At 57.4% G+C, this 24,962-nt stretch carries 23 protein-coding genes; 19 read left to right on the top strand and 4 right to left on the bottom strand.

Annotated features, from left to right (window positions below; all coding sequences use genetic code 11):
* Positions 1 to 72 precede the first annotated feature (72 nt).
* The 4 genes from RSQ48_RS11920 to accD all read left to right on the top strand — a co-directional run bounded on the left by RSQ48_RS11920 (position 73) and on the right by accD (position 5,488).
* Complete coding sequence (locus tag RSQ48_RS11920; protein ID WP_415301830.1) at positions 73 to 2,367, top strand: RelA/SpoT family protein; 2,295 nt, start codon at positions 73 to 75, stop codon at positions 2,365 to 2,367.
* Positions 2,368 to 2,442: 75 nt separating this feature from the next.
* Positions 2,443 to 3,642 (top strand): tryptophan synthase subunit beta, encoded by a 1,200-nt coding sequence (gene trpB, locus RSQ48_RS11915; RefSeq protein WP_003800983.1) that lies wholly within the window; start codon positions 2,443 to 2,445, stop codon positions 3,640 to 3,642.
* Between the two features lie 16 nt (positions 3,643 to 3,658).
* Complete coding sequence (gene trpA, locus RSQ48_RS11910) at positions 3,659 to 4,492, top strand: tryptophan synthase subunit alpha (RefSeq protein WP_003800981.1); 834 nt, start codon at positions 3,659 to 3,661, stop codon at positions 4,490 to 4,492.
* Positions 4,493 to 4,609: 117 nt separating this feature from the next.
* Entirely contained in the window at positions 4,610 to 5,488 is an 879-nt protein-coding gene (accD, locus tag RSQ48_RS11905) for an acetyl-CoA carboxylase, carboxyltransferase subunit beta (protein ID WP_415301829.1), read from the top strand.
* Positions 5,489 to 6,368: 880 nt separating this feature from the next.
* Here accD and RSQ48_RS11900 read toward each other — a convergent pair.
* The gene (locus tag RSQ48_RS11900) at positions 6,369 to 9,710 is read right to left on the bottom strand and encodes an Rne/Rng family ribonuclease (RefSeq protein ID WP_415301828.1); all 3,342 of its coding nucleotides are present in this window, start codon (positions 9,708 to 9,710) and stop codon (positions 6,369 to 6,371) included.
* A 488-nt stretch (positions 9,711 to 10,198) separates the two neighbouring features.
* Here RSQ48_RS11900 and RSQ48_RS11895 point away from each other — a divergent pair, with 488 nt between their 5' ends.
* From RSQ48_RS11895 to RSQ48_RS11880, 4 genes are read left to right on the top strand one after another with little or no spacing between them, the layout of a single operon-like run.
* Positions 10,199 to 11,167 carry an RluA family pseudouridine synthase gene (locus tag RSQ48_RS11895; protein ID WP_415301827.1) on the top strand — a complete coding sequence of 323 codons (969 nt, stop codon included), beginning with the start codon at positions 10,199 to 10,201 and terminating at the stop codon, positions 11,165 to 11,167.
* Positions 11,164 to 11,817: an HAD family hydrolase gene (locus RSQ48_RS11890; protein WP_415301826.1), complete on the top strand. Its 654-nt coding sequence runs from the start codon at positions 11,164 to 11,166 to the stop codon at positions 11,815 to 11,817. Before RSQ48_RS11895 ends, RSQ48_RS11890 begins: the two co-directional genes overlap by 4 nt.
* 54 nt (positions 11,818 to 11,871) lie before the next feature.
* Positions 11,872 to 12,825, top strand: coding sequence for a protein-methionine-sulfoxide reductase catalytic subunit MsrP (msrP, locus tag RSQ48_RS11885; protein WP_003800975.1), 954 nt, complete (start codon positions 11,872 to 11,874; stop codon positions 12,823 to 12,825).
* Positions 12,825 to 13,433, top strand: a complete 609-nt coding sequence (locus RSQ48_RS11880) for a sulfite oxidase heme-binding subunit YedZ (RefSeq protein WP_415301825.1) — start codon at positions 12,825 to 12,827, stop codon at positions 13,431 to 13,433. Before msrP ends, RSQ48_RS11880 begins: the two co-directional genes overlap by 1 nt.
* 59 nt (positions 13,434 to 13,492) lie before the next feature.
* Here RSQ48_RS11880 and RSQ48_RS11875 read toward each other — a convergent pair whose 3' ends face one another.
* Genes RSQ48_RS11875 through RSQ48_RS11865 form a run of 3 tightly spaced genes read right to left on the bottom strand, consistent with a single transcriptional unit; the run spans position 13,493 to position 15,572 of the window.
* A complete protein-coding gene (locus RSQ48_RS11875; protein ID WP_003800972.1) occupies positions 13,493 to 14,281 on the bottom strand; it encodes an N-acetylmuramoyl-L-alanine amidase in 789 nt (262 codons plus the stop codon).
* 1 nt (position 14,282) lies between these two features.
* On the bottom strand, positions 14,283 to 15,005 hold the full coding sequence (locus RSQ48_RS11870) for an SAM-dependent methyltransferase (protein ID WP_415301824.1): 723 nt from the start codon (positions 15,003 to 15,005) through the stop codon (positions 14,283 to 14,285).
* 12 nt (positions 15,006 to 15,017) lie between these two features.
* A complete protein-coding gene (locus RSQ48_RS11865; RefSeq protein ID WP_003800970.1) occupies positions 15,018 to 15,572 on the bottom strand; it encodes a Maf family protein in 555 nt (184 codons plus the stop codon).
* 341 nt (positions 15,573 to 15,913) lie between these two features.
* Here RSQ48_RS11865 and RSQ48_RS11860 point away from each other — a divergent pair, with 341 nt between their 5' ends.
* The 11 genes from RSQ48_RS11860 (at position 15,914) to RSQ48_RS11810 (ending at position 24,942) form a co-directional block, all read left to right on the top strand.
* Positions 15,914 to 16,435: a YceD family protein gene (locus tag RSQ48_RS11860; protein ID WP_003800969.1), complete on the top strand. Its 522-nt coding sequence runs from the start codon at positions 15,914 to 15,916 to the stop codon at positions 16,433 to 16,435.
* 73 nt (positions 16,436 to 16,508) lie between these two features.
* Positions 16,509 to 16,691, top strand: coding sequence for a 50S ribosomal protein L32 (gene rpmF, locus RSQ48_RS11855; RefSeq protein ID WP_003800968.1), 183 nt, complete (start codon positions 16,509 to 16,511; stop codon positions 16,689 to 16,691).
* Between the two features lie 41 nt (positions 16,692 to 16,732).
* The gene (plsX, locus tag RSQ48_RS11850) at positions 16,733 to 17,821 is read left to right on the top strand and encodes a phosphate acyltransferase PlsX (RefSeq protein WP_003800967.1); all 1,089 of its coding nucleotides are present in this window, start codon (positions 16,733 to 16,735) and stop codon (positions 17,819 to 17,821) included.
* 26 nt (positions 17,822 to 17,847) lie between these two features.
* Positions 17,848 to 18,825, top strand: coding sequence for a beta-ketoacyl-ACP synthase III (locus tag RSQ48_RS11845; protein ID WP_059318003.1), 978 nt, complete (start codon positions 17,848 to 17,850; stop codon positions 18,823 to 18,825).
* Positions 18,826 to 18,871: 46 nt separating this feature from the next.
* Entirely contained in the window at positions 18,872 to 19,810 is a 939-nt protein-coding gene (fabD, locus tag RSQ48_RS11840) for an ACP S-malonyltransferase (protein ID WP_003800964.1), read from the top strand.
* Between the two features lie 9 nt (positions 19,811 to 19,819).
* Positions 19,820 to 20,554, top strand: a complete 735-nt coding sequence (gene fabG / locus RSQ48_RS11835; RefSeq protein ID WP_003800963.1) for a 3-oxoacyl-ACP reductase FabG — start codon at positions 19,820 to 19,822, stop codon at positions 20,552 to 20,554.
* Positions 20,555 to 20,738: 184 nt separating this feature from the next.
* Positions 20,739 to 20,978 carry an acyl carrier protein gene (acpP, locus tag RSQ48_RS11830; RefSeq protein WP_003800961.1) on the top strand — a complete coding sequence of 80 codons (240 nt, stop codon included), beginning with the start codon at positions 20,739 to 20,741 and terminating at the stop codon, positions 20,976 to 20,978.
* 140 nt (positions 20,979 to 21,118) lie between these two features.
* A complete protein-coding gene (fabF, locus tag RSQ48_RS11825) occupies positions 21,119 to 22,351 on the top strand; it encodes a beta-ketoacyl-ACP synthase II (RefSeq protein WP_003800959.1) in 1,233 nt (410 codons plus the stop codon).
* A gap of 462 nt (positions 22,352 to 22,813) precedes the next feature.
* Complete coding sequence (gene rpoE / locus RSQ48_RS11820; RefSeq protein ID WP_003800955.1) at positions 22,814 to 23,416, top strand: RNA polymerase sigma factor RpoE; 603 nt, start codon at positions 22,814 to 22,816, stop codon at positions 23,414 to 23,416.
* Positions 23,417 to 23,422: 6 nt separating this feature from the next.
* Positions 23,423 to 23,920 carry a sigma-E factor negative regulatory protein gene (locus RSQ48_RS11815; RefSeq protein ID WP_003800953.1) on the top strand — a complete coding sequence of 166 codons (498 nt, stop codon included), beginning with the start codon at positions 23,423 to 23,425 and terminating at the stop codon, positions 23,918 to 23,920.
* On the top strand, positions 23,917 to 24,942 hold the full coding sequence (locus tag RSQ48_RS11810; RefSeq protein ID WP_230406180.1) for a MucB/RseB C-terminal domain-containing protein: 1,026 nt from the start codon (positions 23,917 to 23,919) through the stop codon (positions 24,940 to 24,942). Before RSQ48_RS11815 ends, RSQ48_RS11810 begins: the two co-directional genes overlap by 4 nt.
* The last annotated feature ends 20 nt before the right edge of the window (positions 24,943 to 24,962 follow it).

Raw genomic sequence — 24,962 nt, 5'->3', positions numbered from 1 at the left:
CGCGGTGATAGACTAGCGGCTACAGTATAGAGAGCCCTCTTCGCGCTGAGTGGCCACATCGACGTAACCCACATGAATCACACCGCTTCTCCCCCTACGGCCGAGTCGGCCTTTACCCCGCTATGGTTCGCGCAAGCCAGCCACGGACTGGATGAGGCAGGGCGCATGCTCTTGCAGGCGGCAGCCGACTGGGCGGGGCCTGTATTGCTGGATCTGACTGGCAGCACCGGCGAGCCCTTGGACAGTCATTGCGCTCAGGTGGCGCTTATTTTGGCGGGTCTGGGCGTGGACGCTCAAACCCGTGCCAGTGCCTTGCTGGCCGTGACCCCGGCCCCGGGGCCGGAGGTCAAGCAGGACCCGGTTCAAAAAGCCTTTGGCACCGAAGTCATGACATTGGTGCGAGGCTCGCGTGCTCTGTATCGACTGGGCTCGATTACCGGCCAGGCCAAGGAACAGACGGGCGGCGGCGATCAGAAAGAAATGAAGCGCAAGATGTTGCTGGCGATGGCGGCCGACTTGCGTATTGTGTTGATGCGTCTGGCCTCGCGGCTGCAGTCCTTGCGCTGGTATCGGCAGTCCAAAACAGTTTGTCCGGTCGGGTTTGCCCGTGAAACGCTGGAGCTGTATACGCCGCTGGCCAATCGTCTGGGTATCTGGCAGATCAAATGGGAAATGGAGGACCTGGCCTTTCGTTTCCTGAACCCCGAGGTCTACAAGGACATTGCAGGCCGTCTGGAAGACAAGCGCGTAGAGCGTGAGACTTTGATTGCTCAGGTGCGAGACCAATTGTTGGCAGCCCTAAAGCGCGAGCATATTGTGGCCGAGGTGTCTGGCCGGCCCAAGCATATCTTCAGTATCTGGAACAAGATGCGTAACAAGCATCTGGATTTCGAGCAGCTGTTTGATCTGCGTGCCTTGCGCGTCATTGTCGAGGATGAACGCAGTTGCTATCACACCCTGGCGGTGGTGCATTCCCTGTGGACCCCTGTGCCCGAGGAGTTTGACGACTACATCTCCCGGCCCAAGCCCAATGGTTACCGCTCCTTGCATACCGTGATTGCGGACGCGCAGGGCCGTTGCTTTGAGATTCAGATCCGCACGCGTGAAATGCATCAGTTTGCAGAGTACGGGATGGCGGCTCACTGGCGTTACAAGGAGGCGGGGGCGCAAGGCGGGCAGCAGACGGCCGATGGCGAGGATGACCGCAAGATTGCCTGGATGCGCCAACTGCTGGCCTGGGACAGGGAAGCGGCTACCTCCAACGCGAGTGCCTCGGAGTCTCTGCCTGACAGTCGCACGGAGTCAGCTGGCTCTGCGGCAGACAATGCGCCTGTCAGCAAAAAGGAGGCGCTGGCTCGCCCCTTGAAGGCGCAGGAGGACGAACATATTTATGTGTTGACGCCACAGGCCCGTGTCATTGAGTTGCCTGTGGGTGCAACCCCGGTCGATTTTGCCTATTACTTGCATACCGACTTGGGTCACCGTTGTCGGGGGGCGCGGGTTGATGGGCAGATGGTGCCTTTATCCACCCGTTTGTCGACAGGGCAAACCGTAGAGATTGTGGCCGCCAAGTCGGGAGGGCCATCGCGTGATTGGCTAAATGTGCAACTGGGCTTTTTGGCCAGCCCACGCTCGCGCTCCAAAGTGCGGGCCTGGTTTAATGCGATTGAGTTGCAGCAGCGCATCTCCCAAGGCCAGAGCATGGTCGAAAAAGAGCTGCAAAGGTTGGGCCGCACTGCCGTGAACCTGGAGCAGATGGCGCAACAGCTGGGCTTTGCCAAGGCAGATGACTTGTATGTTGCGGTGGCCAAGGATGAGTTCAGTCTGCGGCAGGTGGACGCCTTGTTCCGTGAGGATGTGCAGGAAGAGGAACCTGTTCAGCGTGTGTTTGACGCGGCCCGGGAAAGTGTCTCGAAAACCGGAAAAAGCGGTGTATTGGTGGTGGGAGTCGATTCGCTGATGACGCAACTGGCCCGTTGCTGTCGTCCTGCTCCTCCGGACCTGATTGCTGGCTTTGTGACCCGGGGGCGCGGAGTGTCCATACACCGTGCTGACTGCAAGTCCTATCAGGAACTGGCCGAGCGACAGCCTGAACGGGCGATCAGTGTGGATTGGGGCGACACGGGAGATACGCAATATCCGGTGGATCTGGCCATTGAGGCGCAGGAACACCCCAGCCTGTTGCGTGATCTGTCGGAAGTGTTTGCCCGCTTGCGTTTGAACGTGACCGGTATTAATACCTTGAGTCGTCGCTCGTTGACGCGCATGATATTTACGATTGAAGTGCGTGATGGCGAGCAAATTCAAAAGGCGTTGGCGGCCTTGAACGAGTTATCGGGGGTCAGCGCCCGCCGCTACTCGTCCTGAACTGCTAAAATCAGTCAACCTACACCTCGCGGGCGTTGTGCCCGCGATTGTTCTTGTCAATCAAGAGAGCGAGCTTTGAAAACCTATACCTTGCCCGACCCGGATGGACATTTTGGTCAGTTTGGAGGTTCGTTTGTCGCTGAAACGCTGGTCCACGCCCTGGACGAGTTGAAAGCAGCCTACGAACAGTATCGGAACGATCCTGAGTTTTTGCATGAGTTTCACTATGAGCTCAAGCACTTTGTTGGTCGTCCCAGCCCCGTGTACCATGCCCGTCGATGGTCGGAGCAACTAGGTGGAGCTCAGATCTGGTTCAAGCGCGAAGATCTCAATCACACTGGCGCACACAAGATCAACAACTGTATTGGACAGATTCTGCTGGCCCGCCGTATGGGCAAGCCACGCATTATTGCGGAAACCGGAGCAGGCCAGCATGGCGTGGCAACGGCGACGGTCGCTGCCCGCTATGGGCTGGAATGCGTGGTTTATATGGGAAGCGAGGACGTGCGTCGTCAAGCGTCCAACGTGTACCGCATGAAACTGCTCGGTGCGACCGTGGTCCCCGTGGAATCGGGTTCGCGCACTCTGAAAGATGCGCTGAACGAAGCCATGCGCGACTGGGTTACCAACATCAGCAATACTTTCTACATTATTGGCACGGTTGCCGGGCCTCATCCTTATCCGATGATGGTGCGCGACTTCCAGTGCGTGATTGGTAACGAGTGTGTGGAGCAGATGCCTCAGGATGCCGGTCGCCAGCCCGATTATGTGCTGGCTTCGGTAGGCGGTGGCTCCAATGCCATGGGCATTTTCTACCCTTATATCGAGCACAAGAATGTCGAGCTGATCGGGGTGGAAGCGGCTGGGCGTGGTCTGGACACGCTGGAACATTCGGCCTCCCTGAACAAGGGCATGGTGGGCGTGTTGCACGGTAACCGCACCTATGTACTGCAGGATGATGACGGTAACGTCATGCCCACGCACTCGGTGTCGGCGGGCCTGGATTACCCCGGTGTCGGTCCTGAGCACGCGTGGTTGAAGGACTGCGGCCGTGCCCAATATGCCACCTGCACCGATGAAGATGCCCTGAAAGCGTTTCACGATTGCTGCCGCATCGAAGGCATCATGCCGGCGCTCGAGTCTTCGCACGCCTTGGCTCATGCGGCTCGTATCGCCCCGACCCTGCCTAAAGACAAGATTATCCTGGTGAGCTTGTCCGGTCGTGGCGATAAAGACATGCACACGGTCGCCGAGTACGGCGGCTTGACACTGTAAGCAATCGGGAACTGATATGTCGAGTAATGTGCGTCTGAAAAAGACGTTTGACGGGTTGAACGGGCGCTGCGCCCTGGTCCCTTATATTACGGCCGGTGATCCCTCGGTGCCTGCGACGGTGGCGTTGATGCATGCCTTGCGTCAGGCAGGTGCGGACGTCATTGAACTGGGCGTGCCCTTTTCTGATCCCACAGCCGATGGCCCGGTGATTCAGCAGGCGGCCGAACGGGCGATCAGCCGCGGCGTGGGTCTGCGCAAAGTGCTGGAGATCGTGCAGCAGTTTCGTCTGATCGACCAGGACACTCCGGTGGTGCTGATGGGATACGCCAACCCGATTGAGCGCATTGGTCAGGCCGAGTTTGCCGTCATGGCGGGCGAGGCCGGGGTGGACGGGGTGCTGACGGTGGATTATCCCCCCGAAGAGTCCGAGGATTTCACCCGTTTGCTGACCGAGCAGGGCGTTGATACCATTTTCCTGCTCTCGCCCACTTCCACGGACGAACGCATCGCCAAGGTGGCGGAGTTGGCCCAAGGCTATGTGTATTATGTATCCCTCAAAGGGGTGACCGGTTCAGCCCAGATTGATGTGGCTGATGTGGAAATGCACTTGCAGCGGATACGTCAGCACGTCAAAATTCCGGTCGGGGTGGGTTTTGGGATTCGTGACGCCGAAAGCGCCCGGGCGATTGCCCGCACGGCGGACGCGGTGGTCATCGGTTCCAAGCTGATCCAGACCATGGAGCAGGCGGTGCAGGAAAATGCTGGCAAAGCGCAAAAGGACATTGATGCGGCAGCAGTAGCGGCAGCTGGTCAATGGCTCGCGCAGATACGCCAGGCGCTGGATAATTAGCCCAAATACCTATTCCGCGTATAGAATCATCTGCCTGTTCTTGATGAACAGGCGCTTTTTTTCAGAATAAAGAGCTTGGTGGGCCTCGCGCCGGCCAAGCGAAAACAGGATCTAACAATGAGCTGGATCGAGAAAATACTCCCGCCGCGAATTAACCGTAACCCTGAAAGCAGCCGTCGCGTGCCCGAAGGGCTGTGGGTGAAATGTCCGTCGTGCGAGTCTGTGCTCTATAAGGAAGATCTCCAGGCCACGTTGAATGTCTGCCCCAAGTGCAGCCATCACATGCGTATTGGTGCTCGGGCCCGGATCAAATCCTTGCTGGACCCCGAAGGCCAGACCGAGATTGGTTCCAATACTCGTCCTATGGACCCCTTGAAGTTCCGTGATTCACGCAAGTATACGGAGCGTGTTTCCGAGGCGACCAAGCAAACGGGTGAAACTGAAGCCATGGTAGTCATGGGCGGCACGATCTTGTCTGTGCCCGCGGTGGTCGCCTGCTTCGAGTTTGAATACATGGGCGGTTCCATGGGTTCGGTGGTTGGCGAGCGCTTCACGCGTGGGGTGCAGGCTGCCATAGCCAATCGCAGCCCCTTTATTTGTGTGGCTGCTTCGGGTGGTGCGCGAATGCAGGAGAGTTTGTTCTCGCTAATGCAGATGGCCAAGACCACGGCGATTTTGGCGGAACTGTCTGAGGCGGGTTTGCCGTTCATCAGCATTCTGACTGATCCTACCATGGGTGGCGTGTCGGCCAGTTTCGCCTTTATGGGCGATGTGGTGATTGCCGAGCCTAACGCCTTAATCGGTTTCGCGGGTCCGCGTGTGATTGAGCAGACAGTGCGTGAGAAGCTGCCAGAGGGTTTCCAGCGTGCCGAGTTCCTGCTGGAAAAGGGCGCTATCGATATGGTGGTGGATCGACGCGAATTGCAGCGTGAGTTGGCGGAGTTGTTGGCTTTGCTGACTCGTCAGCCGGCGGAGGCTGTGTCGCGCCATCCTTGACTGCTACGGCTTTGAGCTTAGGGGGAAACGCCATCTGGAGTCAGGTGGCGTTTTTTATTGCCTGCTGTGATTTGGTATTTTTTGTAGAAAAGTTTGTCTTTTTTGGATTCGGGCTTCTTGGTTAAGACTTCGGGGCGAGATTGGTTTGGTTTTCTTAGGGTGGGGGAGCACGATCCTGGAGCGGGGCTTTGGCCCGCGCTGCGCACGGGTACCCTTGGCGATGGAACAGTCCAGGCGTCCACTGAACTCGCCAGGTACTGGGTCCCCCGTACCCAGTACAAGCGCCTGGCCCAAACAGCACTGGGCTTGCATCCTGAATCGCTCAATAGACCGCGGCTAAAGCCCTGACTCGCACCAGGGCCGTGTTCCCCCATCCCAGGAAAAAAGAAGTATCGCGGAGGGCTCAAGTAGAGGGCTGTGTAAGCTATCTGCAACTGCAACTGCAACTGCAACTGCAACTGCAACTGCAACTGCAACTGCAACTGCAACTGCAACTGTCCTGTCTCGTTCTGTGCCCGTGTTTGGGGATATACCTCGTTCGTCTGTGTAACTGCGTACGTTTTTCTGCGCTGTTGGCTTTAGCTTTGTTTTCTCTCTTTACGTCTATTTTCGGCGTTGTTTGTCGCTGGAGTTGAAAGCGTTATGGGCTTGAGGCCAAGGCCAAGGCGGATTGAATGTCGAGTACAAGACTGAGGCAGATGGGCCTGGGCTGGAACCTGAGTGAGAGAGAGTAGTGGCTGTTGCGGGAGCGGCTCGGAGTAGCAGGAAGAAGAAGGAGAAGGAGAAGGAGAAGGAGAAGGATGCCGAGTGCCTGCCGTCTTCAGATCAAACAGACATAAAAAAACGCCGCCCTAGAGGGCGGCGTTTTTAGTCTTGCTGTTTACTGCGTTTCGACCTGTTGCAGCGGTTCGCTGTTCTCGGTTTCTGCAGCACGTTGCTTGCGTGGGCGACCCAGGCGCACGGGCGCGGGCTGGTAGTCGTCCTGTGTTGCCGAGCGAGCAGTTTCTACCAGTTCGATGCCTGCTGCGTTCAGCACGGCCTCCAGGGGAGCGGCAGCGGGTTTCGGCGCTTGCTCAGCAGCAGGGGCTTTTTCTGCAGCAGCTTGAGTCTCTACGCGAGTCTCTACGGCTGCAGATTCCACTGGAGAGGTTTCGACGACTGGCGTTTCAGCTGTGGGCTGAACCTGTGCAGGGATAGCTGCTGTTTCCATGGCTTCAGCTGGAGCTTCAGTAACTTCTGCTTTGGCTGGTTCGGCAGCAGCTTCTGTTTGTACAGGAGCGGTGACCTCTTCAGCTGCAGGAGCTTCTGGAGCTGCTTCGGCGGCTGGAGCAGTCGTTTCTTCCTGGGCAGTAGCAGTTTCTGCGGCGGCAGTGTCTACCGGAGCAGCGTCAACGGCGGGAGCGTCTGTCACGGCTTGGGTTTGAGCAGGAGCGGCGGCTGTTTCTACGACTTCAGCTGGAGCTTGGGCGACTTCTGCTGTAGCAGCTTCGGCAGCGGCTTCTGCTTGCACAGGAGCAACGGTTTCGGCTGCGGCAGGAACTTCTGGGGCTACTTCGGCCTGAGCGGCAGCAAGCTCTTCCTGAGCGGGAGCGGTTTCAACAGTGACAGCTTGTGTCGTGACGACCTCTTCAGCTTGTTGGGCAGCCTGGGCAGCGACAGGAGCTTCCTGTGCGGCTTCCACGGCGACAGGGGCGGCTTCTTGGACGGCAGGTGCTTCTTTCGCTGTTTGGGGCTGTTCAGGCTCAGCCGTTGCAGTCTGAGCAGCGGCTTGTTCCTGGGCATCCAGAGCTGCGGGATTGAAGCTGGGCGTTTCGTGAGCAACGTAGGCGCTGGTGCTGCCTTCTTCGTTGTTCTCTTCGTTTTCAGCTACGGCGTTCGCGTCTGTGTTGCGACGTCCACGGCGGCTGCGACGACGACGACGTTTGCGCTCTGGGTCCAGGGCGCTGTTTTCGCTGCTTTCGTCTGTTTCAGCATCCGGGTTGTCGCCCGTATCACTTGTGTCGACCTCAATCTGCTGTTCAGCGCGGGCTGGTGCTTCTTGCTTGCTGGCGGCCACGGCGGCAACGCTGGCAACAGCCGCGGCGGCAAGCGCTTGCTCTGGCTGAGCGTCCGTGGTGTTGTCATCTTTGTTCAGCTCGATGTTTTCCGCATTGCCTTCTTCTCGGCGCTGACGACCACGGCCACGTCGGTTACGCGGGTTGCGGCTGTTGCTGCTGCCTTCTTCGGCAGTGGCGGGGGGTGTGCTGACGTTGGTGTTTTGAGGCGTTTCCAGAGCGGACTCGGTGCCAGCCGATGCCTGACGGCGGCGACCGCGTGTCGTGCTGCTGGCGCTTTCCGTGCTGACTTTTTCTTCCTGAGCTGCCTCTGGACGATTCGCCTGGCGACGACCACGTCCACCTTGGCCTCGGCCGGCATTGGCTTGGCCGGAGCGACCCTGGCGACGACCCGAGGGGGACTTGTCACTTTCGGTTTTGGTGGTTTCGGTCACAGGCTCGGCGGGTTTGCCGGATAGCCAGTTGAGCAGGCGTTTGAGCAAGCCGGGCTTGTCGTCGCTGGCAACGGAAGTCGCGGCGGTTGCAGCGGCTGCCGCAGCAGCAGGCTTGCTCATGGGAGCAGGCTGGGCATGTGTTGTGCTCTTGACCAGGGCTTCCGGACGAGGCTTGATTTCGTGGCTGCGGTGGGGCACCAGGCTGTCCTGCTGTTCTGGCTGCTGTACCAGCTCATAGCTGCTGCGCAGTTCGTCCAGGCGCGGGTCATCATGGCGCAGGCGCTCAATGATGTGGTGCGGCGTTTCCAGATTCTTGTTCGGAATCAGGATCAGGGCAATGTTCAGACGCGACTCGATCTTGGTGATGTCAGCGCGCTTTTCGTTAAGCAGGAAAGTCGCGACATCCACCGGCACTTGAGCGTGCAGGGCGGCGGTGCCTTCTTTCATGGCCTCTTCCTGCAGCAGACGCAGCACGTGCAGGGCGCTGGATTCGGCATCACGAATCACGCCGGTGCCGGTGCAACGCGGGCAAGTGATGTGGGAGCCTTCATTCAGTGCTGGGCGCAGGCGCTGACGCGACAGTTCCATGAGGCCAAAACGTGAGATCTTGCCCATCTGGACACGAGCGCGGTCCAGGTGCAGCGCATCGCGCAGGCGTTGCTCGACAGCACGTTGGTTCTTGCTGTCTTCCATGTCGATGAAGTCGATGACAATCAGGCCGCCCAGGTCACGCAGACGCAACTGGCGGGCCACTTCGTCCGCGGCTTCCTGGTTGGTGCGCAGGGCGGTTTCTTCAATATCGGCGCCACGTGTGGAGCGCGCCGAGTTCACGTCAATGGCTACCAGCGCTTCCGTATGATCGATAACGACGGCACCGCCCGAGGGCAACTGCACAGTACGCGAGTAGGCGGTCTCGATCTGGTGCTCAATCTGAAAGCGCGAGAACAGAGGGATGTCATCGCGGTACATCTTCACGCGATGCAGATTGTCGGGCATGACCACGCTCATGAAAGCGGCGGCCTGCTCGTGAATTTCGTCCGTATCGATCAGGATTTCGCCAATGTCGGGCGAGAAGTAATCGCGGATCGCCCGGATGACCAGGCTGGATTCCAGATAGATCAGGATGGGGGCAGCATTGTCGCGGGCCGCGCCGTCAATGGCGGTCCACAACTGCATCAGGTAGTTCAGGTCCCACTGCAGCTCTTCGACGCTGCGGCCGATACCTGCGGTGCGGGCAATGATGCTCATGCCCTGCGGGATGTCCAGCTGGTCCATGGCTTCGCGCAGTTCCTGGCGGTCTTCGCCTTCTACGCGACGCGATACGCCACCCCCGCGAGGGTTGTTGGGCATCAGGACCAGATAACGACCTGCCAGCGAAATGAACGTGGTCAGGGCTGCGCCTTTGTTGCCGCGTTCTTCTTTCTCAACCTGGATGATTAATTCCTGGCCTTCGACCAGTGCATCCTGGATGCGTGCGCTGCGTACATCAACCCCTTCCTTGAAGTAGCTGCGAGCAACTTCCTTGAAAGGCAGAAAGCCGTGACGCTCTTCGCCGTAACTGACGAAGCAGGCCTCCAGGCCAGGTTCGATGCGGGTGATGACCCCTTTGTAAATATTGCCTTTGCGCTGTTCGCGCCCGGCTGTTTCGATGTCGAGGTCAATGAGTTTTTGACCGTCGACAATGGCGACGCGTAGTTCTTCTTGATGCGTCGCATTGAACAACATGCGTTTCATGAGTGTGGATCTCCGTTGTCATGGAGCACCGAAATATCGGCGCACGACCGCGGGTCACAGGTGTGTAGCGCTATAGCTGCATCAGTTTGGTGCAGGCAGGCAAAATCGGCCTACCGGCTTATAGTCTGGGAGGCACGAGTCGCGCCAGAGCGCGAAGTTCAATCAGCAGAGGGGTCAGAGTCACGGTATGTGTTTGACGAATATAAAATTGCTGGGGGAACGGCAGCCGCATGAATCACGCGGCTGGTGCAAAAGAGCGGGACAATCTGTGCAGGAATTCAGCGCCGCACGCGGGAGGAAAACATCTCTTGGAAAGCGGGCCTTCTTGCCACACGACTTTCGCTATTTCGGACTCACCCCGGCGACCTTATGACCCGGAAGCTGGAACTCAAGGATACAATTATCAGTCCTTGGTCATCCAACGGAGACGCACCCTTTGCATCTCTACGCTGGACCCAGTCTCAGCTTCCATAGGCTGAAGCGATTATATGCCCCTTTTTGTTATGTGCAAACCTCATGAATCACAAAGATCTGTCCCCCAAGTGCGAATGTTACGCATTGATGAAACGCGGGCGGGTCAGCGTATAGACAATTTTTTGATACGCGAATGCAAAGGGGTGCCAAAAAGCCACATTTATAAAGCGATCCGCGGCGGTCAGGTGCGGGTGAATAAAGGCCGCATCAGCAGCGACTATCGCTTGCAAGAGGGCGATATGGTGCGGATTCCGCCCTTGCGGCTGCCCGAGCCCGAGCAGCCACGCCATGTCCCTGCGGCGGTCTTTCCGGTCGTTTTTGAAGACGAACACCTGATGGTGATCGACAAGCCTGCCGGAGTGGCCGTGCACGGCGGCAGCGGTGTGTCCTTTGGCGTGATTGAGCAACTGCGCGCCGCACGACCCCAGGAGCCTTTTCTGGAGCTGGCCCATCGGCTGGACCGGGAGACGTCGGGTTTGCTGATTATTGCCAAACGTCGGGCAGCATTGGTGGGATTGCACGACATGTTTCGCGAAATCCGGGCCCGCAAGTTTTATTGGGCTCTGGTGCAAGGCGATTGGGTGAATGATCGTCAGCATATTCGTCTCCCCTTGTTGCGTTGGCTGACGGAAAGCGGAGAGCGGCGTGTCAGGGTGGACCCAACAGGCAAGCCGGCTCACACCATCATCACCATGCAGCGCCGCTTTGGCCGCTTTTCCTTGGTGCAGGCGGAGCTGAAGACCGGGCGCACTCACCAGATTCGGGTGCATCTGGCCCATTCGGGCTTTCCGATAGTGGGCGACGATAAGTATGGCGACGATGCCATTCGCGACCAGTTCGCCCGACAGGGCTTCAAACGCATGTTCCTGCATTCGGGGCGCCTGGAGTTCAATCACCCTGTCACCGGACAGCCTCTGGTTCTGGAGGCTCCTTTACCTGCCGCCTGTCAGGCGGTTCTTGAGCGTTTGGAGAAGTCGTTATGACGCGTTATGCCGCCGTTCTGTTTGATTGGGATGGCACTGTTATGGATTCCACGTACTCCATAGCCAGCTCCATTCAGTTGGCCAGTGCGGATCTGGAGTTGCCCGTGCCCTCGATCCAGCAAGCCAGCTGGGTGATTGGTTTGTCCCTGGAAAGCGCTCTGTACCGCGCCGTGCCGGACCTGACGGCCGAGCAAATGCCGCTGTTTCTGGAGCGTTACCGTCATCACTTTATGCAGCGCGACCCGCATATCAAACTTTTTGATGGAATTTTGCCTTTCATGGGTGAACTTCGTGGCCGTCAGATTGCCTTAGGGGTAGCAACGGGAAAAAGTCGTCAAGGTCTGGACAGAGTGCTGCAGCAGGTCAATCTCAGCACTTTTTTTGACGCCACCCGTTGTGCGGATGAAACCCGCAGCAAGCCTGATCCGGAAATGCTGCATCAATTGCTGGCGGAATTGATGCTGGAGCCCGAACAGGTCTTGATGGTGGGCGATACCGTGCACGATATTCACATGGCGGCCAATGCCGGCATGGATAGCGTGGCGGTGACCTATGGCGCGCACGACCCACAGACTCTGGCCAAAGCCGAACCTACGGTCATGGTTGATAATGTGGCGCAAATGCGCGACTGGTTGTTGGCACGTACTTAAAAGGCGGCAAGCGGGTGTGAAAGCCATCTTGCCCGATAGTTTCAGGAGATGGAAATGTTCAAATCACGCTCGCAGCCCATACAGCCCTCTGAAATTACAGATGAATCGGTGTGGCGGGCTCGACGTCGCTTGTTTTTGCAGGCGCCGGGTGCTTTGGCCCTGGCGGCCGGTTTGCCCGGGCTGGCCCAGGCTGTCCCTGTGGGGCAGGCCTTGTCGTTTAACCCTTCCCAACGCTGGAAGTTGGATGAAACGCCCACCAGCGAGGCCGATGTCACCACGTACAATAATTTCTATGAATTTGGCACGGGCAAGGAAGACCCCTCCCGCCAGTCCGGTCAGTTCAAGACCGAGCCCTGGACCGTGCAGGTTGATGGGTTGGTGCACAAACCGCTGACTTTGGATATGGACCAGATCTTGAAGCTGGCTCCTTTGGAAGAGCGTATTTATCGCCTGCGCTGTGTCGAAGCCTGGTCCATGGTGGTGCCCTGGGTGGGGTATTCCCTGTCGGCCCTGTTAAAGCAGGCCTCGCCCATGGGGTCGGCTCGCTTTGTGCGGTTTGAAACGGCAGCGGAGCCGGAAACCATGCCGGGCCTGCGTTCCCGGATTCTGGACTGGCCCTATGTGGAAGCGTTGCGATTGGACGAAGCCATGCACCCCCTGACCTTATTGGCGACCGGCTTGTATGGCAAAAGCCTGCCGGTACAGAACGGGGCGCCGGTGCGGCTGATTGTGCCGTGGAAATATGGTTTCAAGTCGGCCAAGTCCTTGGTGCGAATTACCCTGACCGACACCATGCCCGAGTCCAGCTGGATGAAAGTTGCGCCGCATGAATACGGCTTTTACGCCAATGTGAACCCGGATGTTCCTCACCCGCGATGGAGTCAGGCAACAGAGCGGGTGATTGGTTCCGGTTTTTTTGCCACCAAGAAAGCGACGTTGCCCTTTAACGGTTATGCCGAGGATGTGGCCAGTTTGTATGCCAATATGGATTTGAGGCGTTATTACTGATGAAGACCTGGAAAGCCGCGCAGTTGGACAGGCTCAAGCCGTTGGTGTTCCTATTGGGCTTGTTTCCGTTGGGGCGCTGGGTATGGCTTGGTTTTAACAACGGGCTGAGTGCCAATCCAGCCGAGTTTCTGACCCGATCCAGTGGAACCTGGGCCTTTGTGCTGCTGTTGGTGACGCTTGCCTTAAGCCCGGTACGACGTTTGCTGGCGCAACCGGCTCTGGTGCGTTGGCGGCGTATGCTGGGCTTGTTCAGTTTCTTTTATGTGGCCTTGCATACGCTGGCCTGGGCCTGGTGGGATCGATCAGGCAATTGGCTGTCCATGTGGCAGGATATTGTGCAGCGGCCCTTGATTGCGATTGGCCTGATCGCTACCGTCATTCTTTTGCTGCTGACTTTGACGTCCACCCATGGCTGGCAAAAGCGTTTGGGTCGTGGCTGGGGCCGTTTGCATCAGACGGTGTTTTTGGCAGCGGCACTATCCGTTTTGCATTTCTACCTGATTCGGATCGGTAAAAATGACGTGGTGGAAGTGTATGTCTACGGTCTGATACTGGTGGGGCTGCTGATCTTGCGTCGTTGGCCTGTATTGAATCAGCCTGCGAAGTAAAAGAAGTAGATCAACAGAAAAACAGGTAATGGGCTTTGTGCTCATTACCTGTTTTTTTATCAGTTCAGGCTTTGCAAAATGGCGGCGGTCTCTGCGTCCAGCAAACCGTCATAGCGTGCGGGACGATAGTGCATCTGGAAGGCGGCAATGACATTCTGCGTGGCTTTGTCAAAAACGCCGCTGTCCGGGGTGTCATAACCTGCCTTGCGCAGCAGGGCCTGGGTCTGGGCAGCAGACGGCAAGGGGCGGGTGGCGTACTGTGCTTGCAGTGCGCGGGCCTGGGCTTCGTTGTACCAGCGGCCTATACCTGCCTGGGCCAGCTCCTTCCAAGGGAAATGAGGGCCCGGGTCTAGTTTGCGCTGAGGGGCGGCGTCACTGTGACCGATGATATTGCGTGGGGTGACGCCATGTCGTTGGGCCAGATCTTTAATCAGTACCTTCAGAGCCTCGATTTGGGAGCGCGTGTAGGGCGCCCAACGGCCGTCGGGCAGACGGCCCATATTGACGATTTCGATGCCTATCGAGCCGGTGTTCAGGTCTGTGAAGCCGTACCAGGAACCCACGCCCGCATGCCAGGCGCGCCGCTCTTCGGGAACCAGACGGTAGACGGTAGGACGGCGTTCGTCGCTCACTAGATAATGGGCGCTGACATCCCGCTGCGTCAGGACCTTCAGGGAGGTGGCGTGATCGCCTGCCGTGTAATGCAGGACCAGATAGCGAACACGACTGTTCTGACCCTGAGCGCTGTAGCTGTCGTCGAATTTAAAAGGGCCGCTGCTGCCACAGGCAGCCAGCAACGCAGTCAGACTGATTACGCCGATGCGCAGGGCGCGAGAGAGGGCTCTCATGTCAACGGCCCGCCAGGAACAGGAAGATGCAGGGGGTTTTGTCCAGATCAGGCGGCTGACGCTCACGCCACTGCTCTATCGTGGCGGTCTGGATCAGCTCACGCGAGCCGGTCAAGTCACGAGCCAGGCATAAACGCGTTGTGGGTTTCAAAGACTGCAGCAAGGTGCTGTACATGGCCTGGTTGCGATAGGGTGTTTCGATCAGGATCTGCGTTTGTTTCAGGCTTTGGGACTGGCTTTCCCATTGCTTGAGCTGCTTGGCCCGTGCGCTGCTATCGACGGGCGCGTAGCCGTGAAAGACAAACTGCTGGCCGTCCAGGCCGCTGGCCATCAGGCTGAGCAGAATGGAGGAGGGGCCGACATGCGGACGCACAGGGATTTTCATCTCGTGGGCCATGGCCACCACCAGCGCGCCGGGGTCGGCCACCGCGGGGCATCCGGCTTCCGAAACCAGACCGATGGCCTGGCCCTGCAGGGCTGGTTTCAGCCATTCGCGCATTTCGCCTGGCTTGTTGCCCCGCTTGTCCAGGGTGTGGATCGTGATTTCCTGCAGGGGCACGGCGGGCTCGACCAGCTTCAAGAAAGCGCGGGCAGTTTTGGCGTTCTCAGCAATAAAGACGGTCAGCTCGCGCGTCAGCGCCTTGACATCGGCAGGCAGCCAGCCACTGATCGGGCTCTCGCTTAAGCCGACGGGGATCAGATGCAGAGGGGCGACTTGGGGCATGAGGGGGCGGTCCTAAACGGAAAGGGGGAAAGGGTGGGGGAGCAAGGGGTTCAGACCAAAGTGGCGCAGCAAGGTACACAGCTCGATCAGGGGCAGGCCAATAATAGCGGTGGGGTCATCGGAACGCATCGATTCCATCAGGCCAATTCCCAGCCCTTCCGCTTTGGCGCTGCCGGCAGTGTCATAGGGTTTTTCTTGTTGCAGGTAATACTCGATCTCCTCATCGTTCAAGGCGCGAAAGCGACAATTGGTAACAATATCGCGGCAGAGAAATTCCTTCCCGTCTGTGACGCACAAGGCACTATGGAAATCGATGTTCTGGCCACTCAACCGTCGTAGCTGCTTTTGCGCGCCAGCATGGTCGCCGGGCTTGCCAATGGCATCTTTGCCGGACGTAGCGACCTGATCGGAGCCAATAACCAGCGCACCCGGGTTGAGCTGGCTGACCCGGGCGGCTTTTTCCCGTGCCAGCCGCAGGCTGAGCGCAGCCGGATCTTCTCCGGGCAAGGGGGTTTCATCAATGTCCGGGGACTGACAGGTGAAAGGCAGGCCCAAACGCGCTAACATAGCGCGGCGATAGACTGAGCTTGATGCAAGGATGAGACGCATGGTGTGTTTTAGCTGTGCTTTGGTTTGACTGCCTTGTGTTTAGCACGGTATTATCTAATGTTTTCTTCGTTATTGAAATGGCTGTGGGCGGGCTTGGCGATAAGCGGGTCATGTTTTACAGGCTTGAATAACGAAGGGCAGGAAAAAGCAGTGCAAGAAAAAATGGTAGAGCTTTAGGCGATACCAAAGCAGTAAATGCACGTAATGCACATAAGCCGTAAACAAGCAGCAAACAAGCAAAGCAAATACGCGGTATCCAAATCTTGGTTAAGCCGCGGTTTGATGCCCTGAGCATACTTATGACGACACTGTATATCGACACTTTGAACCTTGCTCGCGCTCCCCAGGAAATGGCGGGCCAGGTGCGGGTGGAAGATTTGTCTCGTCTGGTGTCCGATTTGCCCGATCAAGGCGATTTGCGCATTGACTGGAGCGTGTCGGGTCGGGAAGATTCTGTCCGGCGCCGTTTTGTGCATGTGCAGGCCAAAGGCAGTGTCATTCTGGAATGCCAGCGCTGTGTAAAGCCCTTCGAGTGGCCCATCGATATTTCTAACGAAGTACAGATTGTGGCAAGCGAGGCCGAGCTTGAGCTGGATGATGACGATGCCGAAGGTCCTGATCGCATCTTGTGCGAAGGCCACCTGGATGTCTTGGGCTTGGTCGAGGATGAACTGATTCTCAGCGTGCCCTATGTGCCGCGCCATGAGGTTTGTCCCGAGGCTCAGTCCCTGTCCATGGAAGCCAAATCGGACGACCTGGACGAGTCCGCCTTTGAGCGGCCGTCACCGTTTGCCGTATTGGGTTCGCTCAAGAAGTCTTGATTGTTGTTACTAATTCATTAATTTTTTCGGGCTGCACCCATTTATTCGGGGTTGTCCATCTACAGGAGTCATCATGGCTGTTCAGCAGAATAAAAAGAGCCCGTCCCGGCGTAACATGCGTCGTTCGCACGACGCGCTTACTGGTCCTTCGACGGCTATCGAGCCTACGACCGGTGAATTGCACCTGCGTCACCACATCAGCCCCAACGGCATCTATCGTGGCCGTAAAGTGCTGAAAACAAAGAACGACGAGTAATAGTCTCTTTGTCGTTGCAAGCAACATAGGTTGCATGCTTGATGTCTAACAAAAAAATACGTATTGCCATCGATTGCATGGGCGGCGATATCGGTTTATCCGTCACTGTCCCTGCAGCGCTTCTTTTTGCCAAGCGCTATCCGGATGTGCACTGCTTATTGGTTGGCGAGCCTCAGGCCATCGAGCAAACATTGCGTGCGCAAGGTAATGTCGATACCTCCTGGTACGACATTCTTCCCGCATCCGAAGTTGTCACCATGGCCGATTCGGTTGAGGTGGCCTTGCGCCGCAAAAAAGACTCCTCCATGCGTGTGGCTGCCCAGTCCGTCAAGGACGGGATAGCTGATGCCTGCATTTCCGCGGGCAACACCGGCGCATGGATGGCAATTTCGCGCTACGTACTCAAAACTCTGGATGGGATTGATCGCCCAGCCATTGCCACGTCCATTCCGAACCAGAAGGGCGGGGCCACGATCATGCTGGATCTGGGTGCCAATGTGGATTGTTCCGCACAACACCTGCTGCAGTTCGCCATCATGGGCTCTGCCCTGGCCAGCATCGTGGATCGCCATGAGCGTCCCACCGTGGGCTTGCTCAATATTGGGGAAGAAGTCATCAAAGGCAACGAAGTCGTCAAGAAGGCGGCGGAGTTGTTGCGCTCCAGCGGACTGAATTTTTACGGCAACGTGGAAGGTGACGATATCTGCAAAGGTACCGTCAACGTGGTCGTGTGCGACGGTTTCGTGGGCAATGTGGTCCTCAAGTCCATTGAGGGGCTGGCCAAGATGGTCGGCAGTATGCTGCGCGACGAATTTACCCGTGACCCCTTGAGCAAATTATCCGCCTTGCTGGCTCGTCCGGTCTTGAATCGTTTCCGCGACAGGGTGGATAATCGCCGACATAACGGTGCGGCCCTTTTGGGTTTACGCGGTATTGTTATCAAGAGTCATGGTTCTGCCGATGCCTACGCTTTCGGTTATGCTTTGCAGCGAGCCCGCGGTGCGGTGCTCAATGGTCTGCTCAGCGGCACCAGCCAGGCAGTCGAGCGCATCATGCAAAGCGTCAGCCTGCATGAAGAGCAAAGCGGCGAACCAGATACACGCCATACTTCAGAGCCCTCGTCCTCATAAGAACGGGCTTGATCGGGAACCTAATTATGACGATATTTGCCAAGATTATCGGTACAGGCGGCTACCTGCCTCCTCGGATTGTGTCTAACGATGATCTGGCTGCTGAGCTGGCTCAAAAAGGTATCGAAACCTCCGATCAGTGGATTGTTGAGCGTACCGGTATTCACCAGCGTCATCTTGCCGATCCCGGTGTTCGCACCAGTCAGTTGGCGACTCAGGCTGCACGTCAGGCGCTGGAAGATGCCGGTCTGGCTGCCCAGGATCTGGACCTGATCGTGGTGGCAACCTCCACCCCCGATTATGTTTTTCCCAGCACCGCCTGCCTTGTGCAGGCCGAACTGGGTAATAAAGGCGCTGCCGCGTACGACGTACAGGCAGTGTGCAGCGGCTTTGTGTATGCCTTGACTACGGCGGATGCCATGATTAAGGCTGGCCGTGCACGCAATGCGCTGGTTATCGGCGCCGAAGTGTTCTCCAGCATTCTGGATTGGGACGACCGCGCCACCTGTGTCCTGTTTGGTGACGGGGCGGGGGCGGTGGTTCTGCAAGCCAGTGATGAGCCCGGTATTTTGGCCGCCCAACTCAATGCTGATGGCAGCCAAATGGGTATTTTGTGCGCGGCAGGCAATGTCTCGCATGGCCAGGTGGTGGGCGATCCCTTCCTGCGCATGGATGGTCAGGCTGTGTTCAAGCTGGCTGTCACCTCTCTGGCCGCCTCGGCCAATCAAGTTTGCGAACAGGCAGGTGTTTCCCTGGCTGATATCGATTGGCTGGTTCCGCATCAGGCCAACGTTCGCATCATCAATTTTCTGGGTCGCAAGCTGGGTATCCCCTCCGAGAAGGTGGTTATCACGGTTGATCAACATGCCAACACCTCGGCAGCCAGTGTGCCTTTGGCCCTGAATGCCGCTCGCCGGGATGGTCGTATCCGTGCCGGTGATCTGGCCTTGTTGCAAGGCGTGGGTGGCGGCTTTACCTGGGGTTCGGTGCTGGTCCGCTGCTAAGTAGCGCGATCCGGATTACCGCCTCATCTCTTTGGGTTTTTCTTCCATGAAAATTGCGTTTGTCTTTCCAGGACAAGGCTCGCAGTCCGTTGGCATGCTCGATGCCTGGTCCGAGTCGGCTGTCGTACAGCAAGCCATTGCACAAGCCAGCCAGGCGCTGGGCCAGGACCTGGCTCAGCTGATGGCACAAGGGCCTGCCGAGGCTCTGAACCTGACTACCAATACTCAACCTGTCATGCTGGCTAGCGCCGTGGCCATGTACCAAGCCTGGATTCAGGCTGGTGGCCCCGCTCCTGCCGTGATGGCCGGTCATAGCCTGGGTGAATACTCGGCCCTGACTGCGGCCGGTGCTCTGAGCCTGGAACAAGCTGTTCCGCTGGTTCGCATCCGTGCCGATGCCATGCAAGCTGCCGTACCTGTGGGTGTCGGTACCATGGCTGCCGTGCTGGGTCTGGATGACGATCAAGTGCGCGATGTGTGTGCTCGTGCCTCTGAGGGACAGCAGATTGTTCAGGCTGTTAACTACAATGCACCTGCCCAGGTTGTGATAGCCGGGAATGTGGAAGCGGTAGATCGTGCATGTGCCCTGGCTAAAGAAGCCGGTGCCAAGCGTGCTTTGGTGCTGCCCGTATCGGCGCCTTTCCACTCCAGCCTGCTGGAGCCGGCTGCAGTGGTGCTGGCCCAGGCCCTGGCTTCCGTGCAGGTGAATACACCTGCCATTTCCGTGATCAACAATGTGGACGTAGCCGCGCCCACCGACCCGGAACAGATCAAGGATGCACTGGTCCGTCAGGCCTGGCACCCCGTGCGCTGGGTGGAGACGATTCAGGCCATGAAGGCCCAGGGTGTCACCCATGTGGTCGAGTGTGGTCCGGGCAAAGTGCTGACAGGTCTGGTCAAACGCATTGATCGTGATCTTGTTGCCTTGTCGATCAGCGACCCTGCGTCCTTGCAGGCCACTTTGGAAGCCCTGGAGGGAGCATAAATGCAAGAAATGGATCTTAGCGGCAAGACCGCCCTGGTAACCGGCGCATCGCGTGGTATTGGTCAGGCGATTGCCAAAGCATTAATGGCACGCGGCGCCAAGGTCGTGGGTACGGCCACGTCTGAGGCGGGCGCACAGGCGATTTCCGCGGTGCTCGACCAGAATGGCAGCTACGGCCATGTCTTGAACGTTGATGATGCAGCGGCCTGCGAAGCGCTGGTCTCGGCCTTGAGCAAAGAAGACGGCGGTCCGCACATTCTGGTTAATAATGCGGGCATTACGCGTGACAATCTGGCCATGCGTCTGAAAGATGAAGACTGGGACGCTGTTATTCAGACCAATCTGAGTGCCGTGTTTCGCCTGTCGCGGGCGGTTATTCGCCCCATGATGAAAGCCCGTTGGGGCCGCATTATCAGCATCACGTCGGTGGTGGGCGAGAGCGGCAATCCCGGGCAGGCCAACTACGCCGCCGCCAAAGCGGGCGTGGCCGGCATGAGCCGCGCCTTGGCGCGCGAGCTTGGTAGCCGTAACATTACAGTTAATTGCGTCGCTCCGGGCTTTATCGATACGGACATGACACGCTCTTTGACCCCTGAGCAGTCGGCGGCCATTCTGTCGCAAATCCCTCTGGGACGACTGGGCGCTGCGGAAGATATTGCTAACGCAGTCGCCTTCCTGGCCGGGTCGCAAGCGCAATATATTACGGGCAGTACCATCCACGTCAATGGTGGTATGCATATGTAAGGCTTGGCATCGTGCCCGGCTGAGGTAAAATTGCGGGATTATTTGGGGCCTATTGCTTGAGCCGGCGTTGTAAGAATAACGTTGGGCCTCATACAAGAACGCCGTTTTTTGTCATAGCTTATCCCTCTTAATAGTATGGATTGGCTATAATTTGCGGGAATTTTTCCCAACTTGGAGAATCTGCATGGAAAGCATCGAACAGCGCGTCAAGAAGATCGTCGCTGAACAACTTGGCGTTAACGAAGCCGAGATCAAAAACGAATCTTCTTTTCTCGACGACCTCGGTGCCGACTCGCTCGACATGGTCGAGCTCGTGATGGCGCTCGAAGACGAATTCGAAACCGAAATACCAGACGAAGAAGCTGAGAAAATCACGACGGTCCAGCAAGCTGTGGACTACATCAATTCTCACAGCAAGCAGTAAGTTCAATTAAGAGGGTGGGCGGCATCGTGCACGCCCTCGCTCCAGAGCGGTTTCCAGAGAATAGCTTGTGCCCGGCGGCTTTAGCTTGCAAGACGCAGTTATTCCCTTTAAACCGCTTTTTTTGTGTTTAGGAGTCATCCGTGAAGCGACGTGTCGTCATTACCGGGCTGGGTATTGTTTCCCCGGTCGGCAACGATATTCCTACCGCGTGGGATAACATCGTCAATGGGCGTTCGGGCATCGGGCGTATTACCCGTTTCGATCCTTCGGCCCTTAGCGCCCAGATAGCGGGTGAGGTCAAGGATTTTGATTTAACACCTTATATTTCGTCCAAAGAAGCCAAGCAGATGGATACCTTTATCCATTACGGCGTGGTAGCAGGGATGCAAGCCTGGAAAGATTGCGGCCTGGATATCAACAGCATCGATGCTGAGCGTGTGGGCGTCATTGTAGGGTCGGGGATTGGTGGTTTGCCCCGTATCGAAGAAACCCAAAAAGATTATCTGGAACGGGGGCCGCGTCGGATTTCCCCGTTCTTTGTACCCGGCTCCCTGGTCAACCTGGTGTCTGGTCAGTTGTCGATTGGCCTGGGTCTAAAAGGTCCCAGCTATGCAGTGGTGTCGGCATGTACAACCGGCCTGCACTCCATTGGTGACGCCGCTCGTCTGATCGAGTATGGCGATGCCGACGTGATGATTGCCGGCGGCGCGGAATCTACCGTTTCGCCACTGGGCATCGGCGGTTTTGCGGCCATGCGTGCCTTGTCTACCCGCAATGACGATCCGCAGACGGCATCGCGCCCCTGGGATATGGACCGTGATGGCTTCGTGCTGGGTGAAGGCGCGGGTGTTCTGGTGCTGGAAGAGTACGAACATGCCAAAAAGCGAGGCGCCCGCATTTATGGTGAGTTCGCCGGCTACGGCATGAGCTCGGATGCTCACCACATCACCTCGCCGGACCGTGACGGTCCACGTCGTGGCGTGATGAATGCCTTGCGCAACGGTGGCATCAACCCGGATGAGGTTCAGTACGTCAATGCTCATGGCACTTCTACGCCGCTGGGTGACGTGAACGAGTCCGAGGCATTGAAGCTGGCTTTTGGCGATCACGCCTACAAGCTGGTGGTCAACTCCACCAAATCCATGACGGGTCACCTGCTGGGTGCAGCTGGTGGCATTGAAGCGGTATTCACTACGTTGGCGGTGTACAACCAGATCTCGCCTCCAACCATCAATATCTTCAATCAGGATCCGGCATGCGATCTGGATTACTGCGCCAATCAGGCTCGTGATATGAAGATTGATGTGGCCTTGTCCAACTCCTTTGGATTTGGTGGCACGAACGGTTCGATGGTGGTTCGTCGTCTTCGTTAAGTCAGACTGCCCCACTCGTCACGCCCAGTCCTGGTCGATCGGAGCTCCGGCTCTGGTGCGCCGACTGGGCGCTTTTGTCTATGCGGTCCTTGCATCCGCTCTGGCCTGGACGATGCATAGCTGGCAAGTGCCCTGGATTGTGGCCCTGCTGGCAAGTGCTTTGTGGGCTTATTTTCTGTATGCTTGCTATCGTCCGGTATGGAGTCAGCGCGCTACACTAGCGCATCATGCAGGGCTATACTCCTTGCAAGACGCTAAGGCTGTGGAACAGCGTGTCCAAGTCGAGCAACTCTGGTGCTCTGCCTGGTTTATGACTTTGCGTTTGCGCAGTGTTCCACCTGGCAAGGGCTGTCGCACCGTTACCGTATGGCGCAGTGCTCAGCCCCCACAGGCCTGGTGGGCATTGTGTCTTTGTGCCAAGCGGCTGTCCCATCAGGTCCGTGCTCAGAATAAGGATTCTTAATGAGTGAACGCGATACCGATGCCGAACTGGTTGCACGTGTTCAGCGTGGGGACAAGCGAGCCTTTGACCTGCTGGTACTCAAGTATCAGCGCAAGATCATGCGTCTGCTCAGTCGCATGGTCCGTGACCCGTCTGAAATCGAGGACGTGGCTCAGGAAACTTTCATCAAAGCCTATCGGGCTCTCCCCCAGTTTCGGGGCGAGAGCGCTTTTTACACCTGGCTGTATCGCATTGCGATCAACACGGCTCGTAATTGGCAGGCCTCGGCCGCGCGACGTCCCAACACGTTACAGAACGTCGAAACCGAAGAAGGTGAAACTTTTGACCGAATTGACAACCTAAGCGATATAAGCACACCGGAATCCATGATGGTCAGCCGCCAGATTGCTGAAACGGTAAATACAGCAATTCAGGCACTGCCCGAAGAGTTACGGACCGCGATTGTGCTACGTGAAATAGAAGGGATGAGCTATGAAGATATTGCTCAGACCATGGACTGCCCTATAGGAACTGTACGTTCACGCATCTTTCGAGCCCGAGACGCCATTGCCGCGCAGTTGCGTCCCATACTCGATGGTGAAGATAGTGAACGACGGTGGTAAGGATTGATGATGCAAGCCCTGAAATCCCATTCCGATGACGATCAACTCAATGCCTGGGAGGCCGCCGTGTCTTCCTGGGTGGATGGTGAGGCTGAAATACGCCCCGAGGAACTGGACTCCCCGTACGGGCGTCAAGTCTGGGATACCTATCATTTGATCGGTGATGTCATGCGCACGGAGGCGCTGGCGATCCGTACGTCGGATCGCTTTTACGCACGTCTGTCCAAAGCGATTGATGAAGAGCCCACAGTGCTCGCGCCCAACGCCATGAAGCGGCCCTTGGTGCAACGCTACGGCGTCAGCGGCCTGGCGGTGGTGGCTGCTGTGGCGGCTGCCTTGTGGGTGGGCTTGCCTTATATGGGGGGCACGTCTGGTCCGGCTACTTTGGTAGCCAGCGCCCAGGACGATCAGCTCTGGAATGATTACGCGGATTTGCACCGCGATTTTGTTGGTACCGGTCCGGTACGCCATGTTTCCTTTGAAAGTGGAGCCCTGGGTCAATGAGGTCTGTACGCATGCCGTCACCGGTGAGCCGGGCGCGCTTCTACAAGGGTTTGCTGGCCTTTTCTCTGGCGATGCTGTGTACCCCCGTGCTGGCTCAAGAGGCCAAGGGGCTCGAGCCCCTTGATTTGCCCTGGCTGCAGAAGGTGCATAAGGCGGCGCGCGATCTGGATTATTCGGGTGTCATTATGTATACCCAGGGTCAGTCCAGCCAGTCCATGAAACTGGTGCATATCATTGACGGTACAGGTGAACGTGAGCGCCTGGAAATTCTGGACGGTGAACCGCGCGAGTTTTTACGCCAGAACGAAGTCACGCAATGCCTGATTCCCGAAAAGAAGATGGTGGTGATCGAGCGCCGTGAAAACGAGCGTTTTCCTAGTTTTCTGGTCGGCGACGTCAGTCAGCTGCCCAATTTTTACGATATGCGTCGTTTGCCATCGCGCGAACGTGTTGCGGGCCGTCCTTGTGAGCTGATCGAGCTGGTGCCCAAGGATGACAAACGCTATGGTTATCGGGTGTGTGCGGATGTCGATCATCATTTGCTGTTGAAAATGCAGACTCTGGACCCACAACAAGAGGTAGTAGACCAGATTGCCTTTGCCTCGGTCGCTTTTGGCGAACAGGTGGATTTGCAGGAGTTGCGCACCAGCTGGAACCCCAGCAAGTGGGAGGTGGTCGAACCCGAGGTGCGCAAGATTGATATAGGTGAGCAGGGTTGGCAGTTCGCTTTGCCTGCCGGTTTCACCCTGCGTTCCGAAATGCTCCGGCCTATGCGCGCTGGGCGCCAGGTAACGCACTTGATGATGTCTGATGGCCTGGCTGCCATTTCTGTATTTCTGGAGCGGGTTGGAACCCCCGAGGCCGAGGAAAACAGTCTGGGAGCTTTCCATCGTGGTTCCATGAATATGTACCGCAGTCGTATCAACGATTATGTTTTGACCAGTACGGGAGCAGTTCCCGTACAGACACTGCGCGCTTTGCTTGAAGGCACACAGTTCACCCCACTATCCCGGACACATTGACTATCGTCCACCAGGAGTAT

It is taken from the genome of Alcaligenes sp. SJTW-7 (genome assembly GCF_047716895.1).
Classification (GTDB): domain Bacteria; phylum Pseudomonadota; class Gammaproteobacteria; order Burkholderiales; family Burkholderiaceae_B; genus Alcaligenes; species Alcaligenes ammonioxydans.
Note: the sequence above shows the minus strand (reverse complement) of the source record. Positions and strands in the feature narration are given on the sequence as shown.